Here is a 16,381-nt window from a genome sequence, read left to right on the forward strand (position 1 = left end):
TGGCTCATGACGGAGTTGGCAGAACAACGCATTCCGCCCCGAGCGGGGCGCAGTAATCCACGGGTCGTGAAAAAGCCTCGGGCAAAATTCCCCGCCCGAAAACCCTCCCATCGGGGGAGGGGAACGGTTCGACCCCAACTTAATTTCTCGATCCTAATACCAACCTGAACCTTATCCGAACAGTATTGCTATCGAGCCCACCTACCTGAACTAGAGCCTCACCAGGAATGGTGGGGCTTTTGGTGGAGCCCATTAAATAACCCCCAGTGCCGGAGCACCAGGGGCGGTTTCGTTATATAGATTTCGTTATAGGTGAGAGTGTTAGAAGAAGCGGCTGTCGCCACCCTTAGAATGCCTTAGACCAGCTCTGATCGCAGGGGTAGCGTTGGCATGTTCATCGAAACCTGGCTCAGCCGTGGGGTTTATCAAGTTTAGGGCCGATTGTGATCGCCGTCACTTACATCCCCTGGGATGAATTGGCGGTTGACCTGGATCGGCTTGCCTGTGAGCTGTGGCACTGAGGACTCAGGCTGACCTCATTGAGCCAGTAGCTCCGCGATCGCGCGTCGGATAAAGGCCTCATCCTCCGGATTCTGGTAGGGGTTACCGGCCCGGTGGCCCCAGATAGAAGGAATCGGACGATATTCGGCCCTGGGAATCAGGGCTGCTTCGGCGGCGCAATCTTCGGGGGTAAAGTACAGGTCGGTGGTGGCGGGCATCACCAGGGTCTGAGCGGCGATCGCCCCCATAGCCCGCCCATAATCCCCCTGGTAGACCGGGTTATCGCTGACATCGCAGTGCAGCCAGGTATCGATCATCGCTAACAGGTTGTGGGGGTCACGCTTCCGGTAGTTGGCTTCCCAACCCCGTTGCAGGTAGTCCTCTAACGAACCAAAGCCCAGGGCCAGGTAGGGTTTGGCCCGGTAATAGGCCTGGGAGGCCGCCCAGCTGGCATAGATGTGGGCAAAGGTATGGAAGCCGCGATCGGGCACGCCCTCAAACCGGTCCCCGTTCCAGGTCGGGTCGCTGGTCAGGGCGGCCCGCAGGCTGTAGAGAAAAATTTTGTTGTGGTCAGTGGTTTTGGCGGTGCCGCAGAGGGCGGCGATGCGTTGCACCTGGTTCGGGTACAGTGCCCCCCAGTGATAGCCCTGCTGTGCCCCCATCGACCACCCATAGACCAGGGCCAGTTGGTCGATGCCCAGCGCTTCTAATAGGGCGTGTTGGGCTCGCACATTGTCGTAGTGGGTGACATAAACCCCTGGCTTGGCTACCGCTGGGCAATTGCTAGGAGAGGCTGATAGGCCATTGCCAAACATGTTGACGATGATCACGCACCAGCGGCTGGGGTCTAGGATGCCGTCGGGGCGCACCAGCCAGTCGATGTCGGGATGCTGTGCCCCGTAGGAGGTGGGGTACAGGATGACGTTGGTGCGATCGCGGTTGAGCTCGCCATAGACCTGGTAAATTAACTCCGCCTTGGGCAACACCACCCCACATTGCAAGGGAAAGTTTGCCAGTACATATTGTTCAGCCATAGACTGCTCCGGGTTATTTCAAGGCGGCGATCAGGTGGCGATGGACTTGGGTATAGCCAGGTGCGACCCGCTCAAAGTAGGACTTTAGCTGCTGATGGGCCTGGGGCAACGCCTGAAACGGAATCGACGGGTACAGGTGGTGCTCGGCGTGGAAAGGCATATTCCACATCAACCAGCGCAGGGGCCAGCGGGTCAGGGTGGTGCGGGTATTGACCAGGGGATTGGCCTCGTTGGGGCAGCCGGTATGTTCGGCCAGGAGCACGAACCGTAACAGCGGCTGACCGATGGCCAGGGGCAGCACCCAGTAGGTGATCCAACCCCAGGGATGCCCCCATAGCGTAGCGATCGCCATCAACACCCCGTATACAGCCAGCTGGAGTCGCACAGAGCGAATCACCTCGGCATGGGCACTCTCCGGCAAATAATAGCAGCCCTCCAGGTTGCCCAGGGCCACACGGCTGTGCCCCCGCAGTTTGCCGATCCACCAGGGAATCCCACTTAATTGCCACAGGTAGGTGGCCAGGGTGGCGGGTTTGGGGTCTTCCAGTTCGGGGTCTTTGCCCGGAATCTGGGTATAGCGGTGGTGCCACTTGTGATATCGCCGATAAAACGTACTGTTATAAAACGACAGCAACCCGGCCAGCCAGGCGGCCCCATCGTTCAGGCGGGGGTTCGCGAAAGCGGTACGGTGGCAGCACTCGTGCATGGCGCAAAACATCAGGGCAAGGCTGGTGCCATAGAAGGCCAGAGCCGGTAGAGCCAGCCACAGGGGGGCCGTGGCCCAGAGATAGCCACTCAGGGCGATCGCCCCCAGGTGACCACCGAACTGCACCGCCCCAGCCCGATTAGACCGCTGGTTTAACTGGGTCAGGTCTGAGGCGGATAATATCTGTCGGGGGTTGATGGCCGGTAAACTAGGCTCAGTGGCAGGGGTAGCCGTGGCAGGGGTAGCATTCGGAAGCATGGCTAAAATTCTGAGGGCAAAGGATGGAACAATAACTGACTCAAGCGCTAATTTTCCCCGAACCTGGGCCCTATGCAGCAGACCCGCCAGAAATCTGGCCAAGTTGGCTGCAGGCTGGGGCAACGCCCCTGGCGCGGTAACTTGTTATGACAAGTTACTTTAGCACATTTGCCCTGGGGTGACAAAGCTGCCACCGCCTACCTCGGATGCTGACCACCCATTTGTCTTTATTGTTATGTCTCCCCCACTGCACATCAGCATTTCAGAGCAGCTACGCCGCCAGATTGCCGCTGGGGACTATCAGCCAGGGGATAAGCTGCCCAGCGAACACCAGCTGATGGACATGTTTGATGTGAGCCGGATTACCGTGCGCCAGGCGATCGCTAATTTGGTTAGTCAGGGATTGGCGATCGCCTACCGGGGCAAGGGGGTCTTTGTCACCCCCCGCAAAAAAGTCGCCTATTCCCTGTCCAGTCCCCTGGTGTTTCTCGAGCAAGACATGGCCCGCCAGGGTATCGACTTTGGCTTTGAAAACCTGACCCTGGAGCCCGTAGCCGCCCCAGAACCCGTGGCTGCTGCCCTGGCGATCGCCCCCGGTGCTGAGGTATACCTCCAGAAAAAACTGTTCCGGATGGATGGGGCGGCTGGGGCGGTGGATGTGTCCTATTTGATTGCAGACCTGGGGAAGCGGTTAGCTGACATTCTGACCCAACAGATGACCTTCCCCACCCTGGCAGAAAACGACATCCCCATTGACCAGGTGGATGCGGTGATCGAATGTACCCACGCCGACTACGCCATGGGCGGTTATCTAGAGGTGCCCCTGGGGCATCCCTTGATGGTGTATCGCTACACGGCCTTGTCCACCAACCAGCAGCCAGTGCTCTATGGCGAAACCATCTCCCGGGCCGATCGCTTTTGCTATTCCCTCAGCACTCAGGCCTAGGCCGATAGCAGATCCCGCAATGGTTTGGTCATCCAATTCAGCCCCACCCGCACCTGGTGCGAAAAGGTCGGCATGCGGTACAGGTAAGCCAAGCGGCGAGCAATGTGGGCCAAGTCGCCGTCCAGTTGCACCCCCAACCCGGTGAGGGTGGCCTGGTGGGTGCCCAGGGTCAGCATTTCCCCCAGGTGGCGATAGTGGAAGGGCAGTTGGGGGCGATCGCTAAGGGACGCCCAAATATTCCAACCCACATAGTCTGCCTGTTGCAGGGCAGCTTGGGCCGTACCGGGGACTTGCTGTCCCTCAGCATCGCGGCAGTCCGCCCCATCTCCCAGGGCATAGACCCCAGGCCGATCCACCACTTCTAGGGTGGGTTGCACCACAATTTGCTGGCGCTCGCTGTGGTTCACGGGCAGGTTAGCCATGACAGCGTTGACCCGAGTGCCCACGGTCCACAGCACCAGGTCCACCGGCAAAATGTCGGTTTGCTCCCGGAAGGTGAGGCTGATGCTGTCAGCGGTCACCTGGTCTACAGAGGTTTCAAAGTCGATCCACACCCCCAGGTCCGACAGGACTTTCTGGGCCACCTTGCGGTTGTATTCTGGGGAGGTGCGCAAGATAGTGTCGGTCCGCTCGACTAGACGCACCCGACCGCGATCGCCCAGCCGTTCCGCCAGCTTACAGGCCAGTTCTACCCCACTGTAGCCGCCGCCCACCACAGCCACTCGGATTTTGTCGGCGCTAGAAGCCTCCAGCAGTCGCAACCGCTCTTTGAGTTGATAGGCGTCTTGCAGGGCACGAAAGGGCAAGGCATATTCGGCCACACCGGGGGCCATATCCATCGGGGTGTCGCCCCCCAGAGCCAACACCAACCGGTCATAGGTGAGGGGCCTCCCCTGGCTGAGGCTGACCTGCCGTTGGTCTAAGTCAATGGCGGTGACATCGGCCTGACGAAACTGCACCTGGGTAGCGGCTAGCAAGTCTTCGTAGGGGGGGGCAATTTCCCAGGTTTGCAACTCCCCTGTTACCAGTTCGTATAGCAGGGGGGAAAACAAAAAGCGATCGCGATGATCGACCAATGTAATGGTGGGAGGCGTGGCCCCCCATGGAAGCTGGCTCAGGCGTAGGGCGGTGTAGAGCCCGCCAAAGCCGCCGCCAAGAATACAAATGGATTGGGGAGCGTCTGCCATGGGAAAAAAGCAATGGTACCTCCTCTTCCTTCTAACTCAAAATGGGGGGAGTCACCATGGTTTTTGCAGATTTCCTGGGTCAGGTCCTCTGCTTCCTGGGAAGGTTAGTTTTTCGAGCAGCCTTACATGGGCATTAGAATGCCGCGCAGCTCGCCACCCCGGTAGCGAGTGGTGTGCACATCCAAATACACCATGCCATTGTTAAGGGCCTGAATTTGCTCAGGGGTGAGGGTATATTCCCCCTCCAGCTACAATCGGGACATTTACTCCCCTGGACGCCATGGAAATTTGGGTCGATGCCGATGCCTGCCCCAATGCGATCAAAGAAATTCTGTTTCGGGCCGCTAAACGGGTTGGGGTGAAAACCACCCTGGTGGCCAACCAAGAACTGCAAATCCCCAATTCGCCCTACATCGACACGGTGCTGGTTAGGGCCGGCCTAGATGTGGCGGATAACTACATCGTGCAGCATCTCCAGGGGGGGGATTTGGTGATTACCGCCGACATTCCATTGGCGGCCGCAGCCATCGAGCAGGGGGCCGTTGCCCTTAACCCCCGAGGTCAGTTTTACGATGCGGGCAATATTCGCGAGCGCTTGTCCATGCGCAATTTTCTGGAGGAACTGCGCCGGGGCGGAGTCGAGACCGGCGGTCCACCGGCCTTTAGTCAGCGCGATCGCGGGGCCTTTGCCAACCAGCTGGATCGGTTTTTGCGCCAGCAGGGTTTCTCCTAACCTCTGTCATACCCAAGATAACCCCACCCTAGGGGTGGCCCCTATCCTTAGGCTGAGTTCGGGTCGAGTCTCCAAGGGACTAGCAATTCACGGTAAGATCGTCACGGCGTTAACCCCAAGGAAGTCATGGCCGATACCCCTGATACATCCCCCGACACATCTTCTGAAAAGCCCAAAAAGAAAGTCATCACCGTAGGGGTAGATAGACTGGCTAACAAGGATCGCCCGAACAAAGAGCGTCGTGGCGGCAAAGGGCGACGGGGTGGTCGCGATCGCGATGAAGATCGCCAGCCAGCGGTACCCCCGGCCCTAATGCGTGGCCCTCGGCCCCAGCCCAAAGCGACGGAGCCCGAACAGCCAGATGCCACCGAAGCCGAGGGCGAAGCCACGACAGAGGATACGGCGGCATCTGAGGACACGGCAACGGAAGACAGTTCTGCTGAATAGAGCTTTATTTGGAGGGTGGATGAGTGGTGGGTGGATGGGCAGGGGTTAACCTGGGCGTCCGCTGCCTTTCTAGACCTCTTCTCCGTCGGCAGATTCTGGCTCCGCCTTAGCCAAAAACTGGCTGTCCACCAAAAATGCCCCCCGCCCAAACTTGACCCCCCAATAGCCAGCGGGCCGTCGATCGAGGATCACCCCCTCGTCTCCGACCTCCAGGGTGTCTGCAGGTCGCAACATGGGCATGGGCTCAGCGGTTTTAAAGTAGGGGGGCAGGGCGATTAGGGTAACGCGATCGCCGATGGTAAAGTCAGTGGCCATAGGATTTCTCAGCTCGACGACAGATGATGGTGCACCATTCCATAGAGTATGGATCATAAGACATACCCTGAAATACCTGCCAAACCAGCCTTATGGGAATCTCGAAAGGTTTTTGGAGAACAGCCAGAAAAAGCGTGAAACTCCCGGGTAAAGTGGCTTTGGTCAGAATATCCATTCGCCAATGCGATCTGACTGAGGGGATACTCATGGGACATGCTCAGGAGTTGCAGAGATGTATAAAACCGAATCTGACGGGCTGCTAGCTTTGGCGTAATTCCAATGTGCTGCTGAAAGCGTCTCGAGAAATGGCGATAGCTCCAACCGATGGTTTTAGCCATTTTTTGAAGAGAGGCGTGACCGCTTTGGGCTATCAACTGCTGCCAGGCCCAGACTATTTCTGGACAAACGTCATACTCAGACTGGGCAAACTTCTCCATCAGGAAATGGTCAATCATAGAAAACTGCTCTGGCCAGGAGGGCTGGTCGGCCAGCTGTTCCATAAGCAAATCGCTCTCTCTTCCCCAAATGTCGCTTAAGGGAATCACTTTTTCGGTACAGTCGAGCAAGCGTTCCCCCAAGAGCTGATAGCCCGACAAAGGGGGTAAAGGAATCAGGATGAAACACTGTTGTCCACTATGCTCTGTGACCAGGGGAAAGGTTTTGACGTCTACCAGAAAGGATTGCAGCTGCCTTGATATACCCTGGCCGCTCAACGAACAGGCCTCCCCCAAGCCGATCACAACATAAATATTGGGGCTGGGAACCTGAAAGAGCCGAACTGGCTGCTTTAAGTTTTGTGAATGACGAATGTAAGGGCAAACCAAGCTGCTCAGCCCAGGGGGAGGCTGTCTGATTGCGTATTGCCAGTGAAACATAGTCAGCCTCCAAAGTTTTCAGCCCATTTAGGGCCACGACAAAGGTTGTGCTGTTGTCCACGGAGAGCGATAGTTGAAACTCTTCCCCTCATTCTTGGGGATTTAGGGGTTGAGGTCAATTTTCTTCAAGACAGGGGTCCTGCCTGAGCACTAGCATTGAGCGGTCTTGACTCTATGCTGCTGGTCAGCCTAGAACCCCGGCCCAAACCAAGCGCTGGAGTTCTGCCCGTGGGAAAACGTCACGCCTCAAGCTGAGCAGGTCTTGAGGTGGACCTGGTATGGATGGATCCCAATGATGAACCCGATGGAGAAGCTGCAGACATCCCAGCCTCCTCTTCTTTATCCTAAACCGGCCAAAAACGTTTGTCTCAGCTCGCTGCCAGCTAGATGGATTCACAGATAGTTGATAAGTGTTATTGGAGTTGAGCGATGTTGTCGCGAATAACCTCATGGAAAGGCCGACTGGTGGCCTTTGTACTGACCCTGGCCACAGTTGCCCTAGTGCCCTTACTGGCCGCGCCTAGTTGGTCAGCCAGTCCCAGCCCTGCTGCCATTAGTGTTGTTAGTCCCCAGTGGGTAGCCGATCACAGGGATGATCCGAACCTGAGGGTTTTGGATGTGCGTCTTAACCCCCTGGCATATATGGCCGGTCATGTACCTGGGGCTGTGCACCTGGCTGACAATACCTTTCGCGGGCCAAATGGCCGACTACCGGTACAGTACTGGTCAGAGCCAAAGATTGCCAGTTTGTTTGCCCAGGCGGGGGTCAACGACGATAGCCAGGTGGTGATCTACGCCGATGGTCCCAACATTCTGGGCGCTACCATGGTGGCCTATTTGCTAGAGCGTAGCGGCCATGGGGCCGCCGTGCTAGATGGCGGCTTTAAGGGCTATCAGGCGGCGGGGCTGCCCGTCAGCCAAACCTTTCCCCAGTACGAACCGGGCTCCTTGACGATGCAAGACAATGACGCGATTCGCGTCACCCTAGACCAGGTGCGGCAATACGTTAACGAAGCGGCGGATGTGGTGTTTATTGACCCCCGTCCGGCAGCGTTGTTTGCCGGAGAAGAAAACGTCTTTATCCGCAACGGCCACATCCCTGGGGCCAAAAATATTCCCTGGCCATTGCTGACCGCTGGGGACGATAACCTGCACCAGCTGAAGTCCCGCGAGCAGCTGCAAGCCCTGATGGTGGAACGAGGCATTACCCCGGAAGACACCATCATTGTCACCTGTAGTACTGGCCGGGAAGCTACCCTGCCCTACGTGGTGCTAAAGCATCTGCTGGGCTATCCCAACGTGCGGGTTTACGAAGGTTCCTGGACAGAGTACTCGGCCCAGGCCGATTTGCCCGTGGCCAAAGGGTATGACCCGGATATGCCACCAGCGGCTCCGACTGCCACCAACCCAGATAACTTCCTGATCTATCAGCTCAACCAACCGGCGGCAACGGCGGCGCAACTGGTGCGCGAGTATACTGAAAGCCAAGACGACTGGCTGTTTCTAGCTGAGATTAGCCTCCTCGGCGGCGATGTGACCGCCCTCAAAATCTGCTATCCCGCCATCGCTAGCGATATTGTGGCCGCTGGGTTGCACACCATGGCCATGATGCCCTGTGGTCATCTGGCCTTCTACGAGGAGGACGGCGTACCCACACTATCTATGCTGGATCTGGGGTTTATGACTGAACTCTACCCCGACCCGAATTTAGAGCGGGCTGTCCAGACCGCACGACCCGCCTTCGATCGCATGTTGGCCAATACCTTGGGCATCGAATAACCGCAGCCGTTCCCTAATTGCACATTCCGCAGGTTGCCCCCAGGGGTGGCATAGTATATCAGCACTACACTCGCCTTAGTGCATGCACCAGATAAACCACTCTATATCAAGAGTGTACATGTGTACTTCAATGCCACCTATAGTGGTTGCGGAATGTGCCCTAATGAAAGCTGTCGATCAGCTCGACGGAGTATTCCCTAACGGCCTTGGGCGATCGCTTCATCGCCTGGTTTGAGTCAATGCTTGCATAAACGACCCTACACTGACACTTTGTGTAGAGTGCGGGCGTCCCAATTCATCGGCAACAACCTCTAGCTCCGGGTAACGCATTAATGCACTACCCGGTGCCTTCCCCTTTTTCCATTCAATTTCCCCAACCACCGCACAGTAGGGTGCTCAGTTACCTGTAATCAACTTTTGTAGGTCAGCCAGCTCTAAGCCACCTAACGCCAGAGTTCAGAACAATTTGAGACAGCGATGATAAATCGCTTCAATCAACTTCCACCACCTCAATGTTGAGTATTGCACCGGGGTCAATGGGCTCCTCAGTGTAGAGGTCTACGTCCCACTGAAGTGCGTCCGGATTTACAGTGCAGTGATAACTGGACAGCCAAGTACGGCCCCATGGGTGCTCGCAGAATGTACGGGCGTTTCGGGGGTACAGCGCGCACTCAATAATAAGCGGGCTCCCGATCTCACGAAGTATCGACTCAATCTCAGTATCCTGAGAGAACGGCATGTATACTACCTCCCCTCCGTAATGAGAGAGTAGTGGCTCCGCGCCACCATTGGACATGGCCACTCTCGTCAGGTTGAACCAAACGCGTCCATCGCGAACTTTGTTCTGTTCGTGGGTGAAATAGGACTGCCAACCTTGTTTGAGTCTCTCTAGCTGAGCTGAGCTGAACCGATAGCCGTGTTCTTCCAGAAATTTGATGCGACGCTCGTATCCGCTGCAAGGAACGAGCCCGTCACGCGAAAAGTGCCCTTGTTCTCCTCTCGTGTAGTGAACGCCTACGATCCCCTCTGCTTCACATATAGCAATAGCATCCAATTCTCGGACGATTTCACTTAGAGCAGGGTGCGTTTCGAAATCCTCTGAGAATTCGATTTGTTGCAACAGCTGGGTATGCTCTTTAAGCCGCGAGAGAATCTCTGCGGACATATCGTCGATTCTGTTAAGGTTTTTCGGTTTACAGCTGCTCATGGCTCGGCACAAGAATCACTAGCTATCCAGCCATATATTACATATTAATTAATCGTCATATCCGGTGGATAACCACTATCGTGATGGATACTATCCACCGGATTTACAGGATAATACCTGCTCCTGTCGAAGTTATCCGGCATCTACTTATGTCACCTATCTCAACCACCGTGCCTGCTGGATTAGGTGAGAGAAGTCTTCGGCTGAAGCCTTACTCTTAATCGGCACAGTTCCATGCTTTGACTGTCAAAAGTCACCTCCGACGGGCTTTCTGGCTGCCCTGCCGATACCCGCTCCAAGCCCGTAAGCGGTCGTGGATTGTCTCCCAAGGGCCGTCTGCACGTTTTGCCCTGGGTGCCATCCTCCTCTATGGTGAAAGGATAAAAACCATTTAACTATAAAATTTGACGACAAAATATGAACAGTGCAACCTTAAGCAGGCATTGGAGCCAGGTGGTTACCCTTGGTCTCAGCCTGTCTTTGTTAGCAGCCTGCAATGGCAACCAAACCCAAACTGACACTGAGGCTAGTGGGCCAGGCACCGTAACCATCCTCGGTGTGGTGGTGGGAGAACAGCAGGACCGGTTGGAAGCAGCCCTGGCCCCCTTTGAGGCAGAAACTGGCATTACTGTGCTTTACGAAGGGACCGATGCCTTTGCCACCCTGCTGCCCGTGCGGGTGGAGTCGGGCGATGCGCCAGACATTGCCATGTTTCCCCAACCGGGGTTGATGGCCGATTTTGCTGAGGCCGGGCAGCTGGTGCCGGTTGATACGGCCTTAGACCCAGCAGATTTGCAGGTGGCCTATGCCCAGGATTGGCTCGATCTGGCCACCATTGATGATCAGCTGTATGGGGTATGGCTGCGGGCCTCGGTGAAAAGTCTGGTGTGGTACAACCCCCAGGAGTTTGAGGCAGCAGGCTATGCCATACCCACCACCTGGGATGAAATGATCGCCCTCAGCGACCAGATTGTGGCCGATGGCAATACCCCCTGGTGTTTGGGGATGGAAAGTGGTGATGCCACGGGCTGGGTAGGTACTGACTGGGTGGAAGACATCATGTTGCGTACTGCTGGGCCAGAGGTCTACGACCAGTGGATTACGAACGAGATTCCCTTTGATTCTGAGCCGGTGCGCAACGCCTTTGAGCGGTTTGGCGAGATTGTGCTCAACCCCGATTACATCTCTGGCGGCACGGTGGGGGCAATCAGCACCCCCTTTGGCGACTCAATTCGCGGCTTATTTACGGATCCGCCTCGCTGCTATCTGCATCGGCAGGCGAATTTTATCGCCAGCTTCTTACCGGAGACGGTGGTGCCCGGAGAAACGGTGGCGGTGTTTCCGTTACCAGGCATTAACCCGGAATTTGGCACCCCGGTCTTGGTGGCGGGGGATGTGTTTGCCATGTTCAATGACACCCCTGAAGCCCAAGCCTTGATGGCTTACCTGGCGACTCCGGAACCCCATGAGATCTGGGCCTCGCTGGGGGGATTCATCTCGCCCCACGAGGCGGTCGGCCTGGAGGTGTATCCCGATCAGGTTACCCGGCAACAGGCTGAGATTTTGGCCGATGCGGAGATCGTCCGGTTTGATGCCTCTGATATGATGCCGGGGGTGGTGGGTACCGGCACCTTCTGGAGTGGCATTGTCGACTATGTCGGCGGTCAAGATTTGGATCGGGTGCTGGCTAATATTGATGACAGCTGGCCCAATTAGCGCCTGGATTTTGAGCGGGCATTCGTGACCAACGGCATCACAAAACATCATGCAAGATACTGCCAACCTCATGCGGCTATTAAGCGCGATCGCCGCCATTGTCCTAGGTTCCGGGGGGATTATTGCCCTGTTCTACGGGGCTAACTGGCTGGTTAATTACTTGCCCTATGGGCTGCGATCGCGGGTTTTGCCCTGGGTTTACATGACCCCGGCCCTGGCGGTGTTGGCGGCCTTTTTGATCTTACCGACGATTCGCACCCTGATCATCAGCTTTATGGACCGGCGATCGGAAGCCTTCGTCGGCTTGGACAACTACATCTTTGCCTTTACCAACTCCGCCATGTTGATTGCCTTCCGCAACAATCTGCTGTGGCTGGTGTTGGTGACTGGCATCAGTGTCAGCTTGGGCCTGGTGATTGCGGTATTGGTGGATCGGGTGCCCTACGAGCCCCTGGCTAAGGCGCTGATCTTTTTACCCATGGCCATTTCGTTCGTGGGGGCCAGCGTCATCTGGCGGTTTGTCTATGCCTACCAACCGCCGGGCTTCGAGCAGATTGGCTTACTGAATGCGATTGTGGTGGCTCTGGGATTCGAGCCCGTAGGCTGGCTGGTAAACAGAACGGTGAATAACTTCGCCCTGATTGCGATTATGATCTGGCTGCAAACCGGCTTTGCCATGGTGCTGCTCTCCTCCGCCGTTAAGGGCATTCCCCAGGATGTGATTGAGGCGGCCCGCATCGATGGGGCCAACGAGTTTCAGATTTTTTGGCGGATTACTATTCCCATGATCAACTCCACCATTGTGGTGGTTTCGACCACGATCATTGTGCTGGTGTTGAAGGTGTTCGACATTGTGTTTGTGATGACCGGTGGCAATCTAGACACGGATGTGATTGCCAGCCGCATGATTAAAGAGATGTTCAACTTCCGCAACTTTGGCCGGGGCAGCGCGATCGCGGTAATTTTGCTCCTGGCTGTCATTCCGGTCATGGTGGCCAACATTCGTCGCTTTCAGCAGCAGGAGGCTAACCGATGAGCAGCCTATCTCCAAAACGCCCAGCCCAGGCCCGCACCTGGGTCGATCGGTTAGAGACGCTGCTGACCACTGCCCCGGTCCATCTGGTGGTAATTGTCATTGCCCTGCTGTGGACCCTGCCCACCGCTGGCCTGCTGATCAGCTCCTTTCGCCAGCCCGACGCCCTGCTCACCAGTGGCTGGTGGTCCGTGTTTGTGCCCCCTTTGGATCCCACCCAGTTTCACCTGGGCAACTACATCACTGTGCTCACCCGTCAGGGGATGGGGCAGGCCTTCATAAATAGTTTAATCATCACCATTCCAGCGACGGTGATGCCGATTGCGATCGCCACCTTTGCCGCCTATGCCCTGGCCTGGATGCAGTTTCCCGGACGACAGTTGCTGTTTGTGGTGATTGTCGGGTTGCTGGTGGTGCCGCTGCAAATGACCCTGATTCCTGTGCTGCGGGCCTACAACAGTCTGGGACTATCTGGTACCTTTTTGGGGGTGTGGTTGGCCCACACGGGCTACGGCATGCCCCTGGGCATTTACCTGCTGCGCAACTACATCGGCACCCTACCCCGGGATCTGATTGAAGCCGCCGCCGTGGATGGAGCTTCCCACCTGAAAATTTTTACCCGCATCGTGGTGCCCCTCTCTACCCCAGCCATTGCCTCCTTTGCGGTGTTCCAATTCCTCTGGGTGTGGAATGACCTGCTGGTCGCCCTGGTCTACCTGGGCGGCAACCAAGAGGTGGCCCCCGTCACCCTGGTTCTGCGCAACTTAGTGGGCGATCGAGGCCAGGACTGGCACCTGCTGACCGCAGGGGCCTTTATTTCTATGGTGGTGCCACTGCTGGTCTTTCTGGGGCTACAGCGGTACTTTGTTCGCGGTTTATTGGCAGGTTCAGTGAAGGGATAATGGCGCACATTGTGTTCGAGCAGGTCACCAAACAGTACGAGAACGGTTTTGTGGCAGTCAAAGACCTCAACCTGGCGATTGAGGCCGATGAGTTTCTGGTGCTGGTGGGGCCGTCTGGCTGCGGCAAAACCACCTGTTTGCGTATGTTGGCCGGGCTAGAAACCATCAGCCAGGGCAGCATCTATATTGATGGCCAGCGGATTAACCAGCGTTCCCCCCGAGAACGGGACATCGCCATGGTGTTTCAGTCCTATGCCCTGTATCCCCACATGAGCGTGTTCGACAACATGGCCTTTAGCCTCCAGTTGCAGGGCACCCCCAAGGCTGATATTCAGCAGCGGGTCCAAGCGGCAGCCACCCAACTGGGCATTGAGGGCTTGCTAGACCGCAAACCGAAACAGTTGTCTGGCGGTCAGCGACAGCGGGTAGCCGTGGGTCGGGCCATCGTCCGCAATCCAGCCGCCTTTTTGATGGATGAACCCCTATCTAACCTGGATGCCAAGCTGCGGGTGCAAGCCCGAGCCGAACTCAGCAAGCTGCACAAAAAGCTGGGCACCACCTTCGTCTATGTCACCCACGACCAGGTGGAGGCCATGACCATGGGCAGCCGCATCGCTGTGATGAACCAGGGGATTTTGCAGCAGGTCGATACCCCCCAAAACCTTTATAAACGACCCAATAACATGTTTGTGGCGGGCTTTATGGGCAGTCCAGCCATGAACTTTTTCCAGGCCAGTTTGCAACCCGCTGGCGATCAGCTGTGGATCGAAGCCGGTACCCTGCGGCTGCCGGTCCCGGCCTCGGTCAAAGCCAGTCTCCAGCCTTACCTGGGTCAGCCCCTGGTGTTTGGCATCCGGCCCGAGAATATCTATGATCCGCAGTTTGCCCCCCCCGGCATTAATCCAGTTGAGCTCAAGGCGACGGTGTCCGTGGTCGAAATGATGGGCCATGAGGTGATTGTCTACCTGGCCCTGGTCGATGGCCATGAGTTCTTGGCCCGGATTGATCCCCGCTCTCGCTTTCAACCGGGGCAGACGGTGCAGGTGAGCTTCGATATGAACCGTTTTCACCTGTTTGATCGGGCCTCGGAACAGGCCTTGGTCTAGTGGTCCGTCAAGACTAAAAATTAGGGTAAGTGCTTTGCAAAAGTCTTTAGATCTTCAGAGAGGTTGTTTCAACACATCAGGACTTACCATCCCCTCCCACGGAGGGGTGCCCGGAGGGCGGGGTGGGTTCCTTCGGGCTTGCTTGACCCACCCCTACCCCTCCAAAGGAGGGGATTTCGGACCTTGATGCCAACAAGTCTCTACATCTGCTAACCCTAAATTCAAGACTTGATGCTGCACTAGAACCATGGAGGCGATTGTTCAAGCCTCAGAGTATTCCATCTAAAAAAATATCCGCAGTAGAGATGCCGAACTCAGTCCTACAGTCAGGTCTCACCAACGCCCTGGATAACGTATTAGCTGGAACACTCTCAGCCCGACCGGGGGAAAACAATGTCTTCATAAATGTCCGCCATCGTCATGATCAGCCCCACGGATTCTAGCCGCAAGGGGCTGTTATCTTTCAGTACCTCGCGGCCCCAACTGCCATTGGCCTCTCGTCGGTAAACCTCGACCACTGCCGCTATTTGTGATACCAGCACATACTCTTGCAGCGATTCAATCTGGCGAGAGTTGATCAGCTTTTCGCTGCGATCGATCCGTTCGGTGCCGGGGGACAACACCTGGACCAAAAGCTTGGGGCGTTCTTTAAAGTATCGCTCGGCATCTGTGGGGTCGCAGGTTACCGATAGATCGGGATAGTAAAAAATGTCTAGGGCCGCAATGTGAATTTTCATGTTGCCCGAAAAGACCCGGCAGTCGGTGCCGCGCAGGTGGGCACGCAGGCGAGTATAAAAATTTCCGGCAATCAGGTCATGCTCCTCGCTGCCCCCAGCCATGGCATAGACCTGCCCCGCTACGTACTCATGGCGTTCTGGGCTACTGTGCTCTAGGGCCAGATAGGCCTGCTTGGTGAGGGGGTGATTGTCAGCAGCGGCAATCATGGCTCAAATAGGGCGAGCGTCATATTTTATCCATTGTAGTTAGAACTGTAGTTAGAACGGGCCGTCGAAACCGCTCGCCCCGCCTGCGATCCCATGTTGGCCGCTACCCTGGGCATCGAGTTGCCCCAGCCGTCCGCCCTCCTGCTTCCCCCTCGTTCCCATGCCCCTCGTTCCCATGCCCCTCGTTCCCATGCTCTGCGTGGGAACGCTCCCCAGAGGCTCTGCCTCATTGGTAGCCAACTGTAGACAGAACCTGGCAAACAGCAGCCATGACGGTCTAAGTCCGATACCTGTTGTCCACTACGATAGAATCGACTTACCAAGTAAGAGGCAGTTCCTATGTCTACTGTCACCGTCTCAGACAATGGCCAGGTGGTTATACCGGCTGCCATCCGCAAACACTTGGGGATTACGCCTGGAAGCCAACTTACTTTTTCCCTGGAAGGCAACACCATTCGAGTAGAGGTCAAACGCGCGATCGCTCACACCACCATTGACGAGGGGTTTGGCATGTTGGTTTGTCCCCCTGGCCCTACCCGTCATCTTACTGACTTTGATGTTGCCAAAGCCATGGGAGTAACCATTGTGAAAACCTGGTGAGCTTTGACGATCAGCGCTTTGCCCGTAGAGCCCGAAAGCTACAGCTACAGCCACCTGTCGTTGTACCAACAGAATAAAGTACGTTTGGCTTT

General features: G+C 56.4%; 16 protein-coding genes and 1 pseudogene. 9 read left to right on the forward strand and 8 right to left on the reverse strand.

Features of this window, described 5'->3' with window-relative positions; translation table 11 throughout:
- Positions 1 to 536: 536 nt before the first annotated feature.
- Together E1H13_RS18925 and E1H13_RS18930 are read right to left on the reverse strand one after the other, a co-directional pair.
- A complete protein-coding gene (locus tag E1H13_RS18925; protein ID WP_169615549.1) occupies positions 537 to 1,535 on the reverse strand; it encodes an alpha/beta fold hydrolase in 999 nt (332 codons plus the stop codon).
- A 13-nt stretch (positions 1,536 to 1,548) separates the two neighbouring features.
- Entirely contained in the window at positions 1,549 to 2,499 is a 951-nt protein-coding gene (locus E1H13_RS18930) for a fatty acid desaturase family protein (RefSeq protein WP_169615551.1), read from the reverse strand.
- Between the two features lie 235 nt (positions 2,500 to 2,734).
- On the opposite strand from E1H13_RS18930, the gene E1H13_RS18935 reads away from it, so the two are divergent.
- Positions 2,735 to 3,445 carry a GntR family transcriptional regulator gene (locus tag E1H13_RS18935; RefSeq protein WP_169615553.1) on the forward strand — a complete coding sequence of 237 codons (711 nt, stop codon included), beginning with the start codon at positions 2,735 to 2,737 and terminating at the stop codon, positions 3,443 to 3,445.
- On the opposite strand, the gene E1H13_RS18940 is transcribed toward E1H13_RS18935, so the two are convergent.
- Positions 3,442 to 4,632: an NAD(P)/FAD-dependent oxidoreductase gene (locus E1H13_RS18940; RefSeq protein ID WP_169615555.1), complete on the reverse strand. Its 1,191-nt coding sequence runs from the start codon at positions 4,630 to 4,632 to the stop codon at positions 3,442 to 3,444. The two genes, E1H13_RS18935 and E1H13_RS18940, sit on opposite strands and share 4 nt — an antisense overlap.
- A 122-nt stretch (positions 4,633 to 4,754) precedes the next feature.
- On the reverse strand, positions 4,755 to 4,880 hold the full coding sequence (locus E1H13_RS27730) for a CHRD domain-containing protein (protein ID WP_169615608.1): 126 nt from the start codon (positions 4,878 to 4,880) through the stop codon (positions 4,755 to 4,757).
- A 32-nt stretch (positions 4,881 to 4,912) separates the two neighbouring features.
- Between E1H13_RS27730 and E1H13_RS18950 the strand changes: the two genes are divergently transcribed.
- Positions 4,913 to 5,365: a YaiI/YqxD family protein gene (locus E1H13_RS18950; RefSeq protein ID WP_169615556.1), complete on the forward strand. Its 453-nt coding sequence runs from the start codon at positions 4,913 to 4,915 to the stop codon at positions 5,363 to 5,365.
- Between the two features lie 126 nt (positions 5,366 to 5,491).
- Complete coding sequence (locus E1H13_RS18955) at positions 5,492 to 5,812, forward strand: hypothetical protein (RefSeq protein ID WP_169615557.1); 321 nt, start codon at positions 5,492 to 5,494, stop codon at positions 5,810 to 5,812.
- Between the two features lie 69 nt (positions 5,813 to 5,881).
- Here the strand turns inward: E1H13_RS18955 and sipA are convergent, their stop codons facing one another.
- Both sipA and E1H13_RS18965 read right to left on the reverse strand, forming a co-directional pair.
- Positions 5,882 to 6,127, reverse strand: a complete 246-nt coding sequence (sipA, locus tag E1H13_RS18960) for a regulatory protein SipA (RefSeq protein WP_169615559.1) — start codon at positions 6,125 to 6,127, stop codon at positions 5,882 to 5,884.
- Positions 6,128 to 6,180: 53 nt separating this feature from the next.
- A complete protein-coding gene (locus E1H13_RS18965) occupies positions 6,181 to 7,002 on the reverse strand; it encodes an AraC family transcriptional regulator (RefSeq protein WP_169615561.1) in 822 nt (273 codons plus the stop codon).
- Between the two features lie 429 nt (positions 7,003 to 7,431).
- On the opposite strand from E1H13_RS18965, the pseudogene E1H13_RS18970 reads away from it, so the two are divergent.
- Positions 7,432 to 8,382, forward strand: a pseudogene (locus E1H13_RS18970) (sulfurtransferase); the annotation flags it as partial.
- 889 nt (positions 8,383 to 9,271) lie between these two features.
- Here E1H13_RS18970 and E1H13_RS18975 read toward each other — a convergent pair.
- Positions 9,272 to 9,988: a hypothetical protein gene (locus E1H13_RS18975; RefSeq protein ID WP_169615562.1), complete on the reverse strand. Its 717-nt coding sequence runs from the start codon at positions 9,986 to 9,988 to the stop codon at positions 9,272 to 9,274.
- A gap of 417 nt (positions 9,989 to 10,405) precedes the next feature.
- Here E1H13_RS18975 and E1H13_RS18980 point away from each other — a divergent pair, with 417 nt between their 5' ends.
- Genes E1H13_RS18980 through ugpC form a run of 4 tightly spaced genes read left to right on the forward strand, consistent with a single transcriptional unit; the run spans position 10,406 to position 14,745 of the window.
- Positions 10,406 to 11,704 (forward strand): ABC transporter substrate-binding protein, encoded by a 1,299-nt coding sequence (locus E1H13_RS18980; protein ID WP_169615564.1) that lies wholly within the window; start codon positions 10,406 to 10,408, stop codon positions 11,702 to 11,704.
- A 49-nt stretch (positions 11,705 to 11,753) separates the two neighbouring features.
- Positions 11,754 to 12,740, forward strand: a complete 987-nt coding sequence (locus E1H13_RS18985; protein ID WP_169615566.1) for a sugar ABC transporter permease — start codon at positions 11,754 to 11,756, stop codon at positions 12,738 to 12,740.
- The gene (locus E1H13_RS18990; protein WP_169615568.1) at positions 12,737 to 13,639 is read left to right on the forward strand and encodes a carbohydrate ABC transporter permease; all 903 of its coding nucleotides are present in this window, start codon (positions 12,737 to 12,739) and stop codon (positions 13,637 to 13,639) included. The genes E1H13_RS18985 and E1H13_RS18990 overlap by 4 nt, the downstream gene beginning before the upstream one ends.
- The gene (ugpC, locus tag E1H13_RS18995) at positions 13,639 to 14,745 is read left to right on the forward strand and encodes a sn-glycerol-3-phosphate ABC transporter ATP-binding protein UgpC (protein WP_169615570.1); all 1,107 of its coding nucleotides are present in this window, start codon (positions 13,639 to 13,641) and stop codon (positions 14,743 to 14,745) included. Before E1H13_RS18990 ends, ugpC begins: the two co-directional genes overlap by 1 nt.
- A gap of 371 nt (positions 14,746 to 15,116) precedes the next feature.
- On the opposite strand, the gene E1H13_RS19000 is transcribed toward ugpC, so the two are convergent.
- Positions 15,117 to 15,689, reverse strand: coding sequence for a Uma2 family endonuclease (locus E1H13_RS19000; protein ID WP_169615572.1), 573 nt, complete (start codon positions 15,687 to 15,689; stop codon positions 15,117 to 15,119).
- A gap of 339 nt (positions 15,690 to 16,028) precedes the next feature.
- On the opposite strand from E1H13_RS19000, the gene E1H13_RS19005 reads away from it, so the two are divergent.
- Positions 16,029 to 16,289, forward strand: coding sequence for an AbrB/MazE/SpoVT family DNA-binding domain-containing protein (locus tag E1H13_RS19005; protein ID WP_169615574.1), 261 nt, complete (start codon positions 16,029 to 16,031; stop codon positions 16,287 to 16,289).
- Positions 16,290 to 16,381 lie beyond the last annotated feature (92 nt).

Source organism: Nodosilinea sp. P-1105, assembly GCF_012911975.1.
Lineage (GTDB): Bacteria > Cyanobacteriota > Cyanobacteriia > Phormidesmidales > Phormidesmidaceae > Nodosilinea.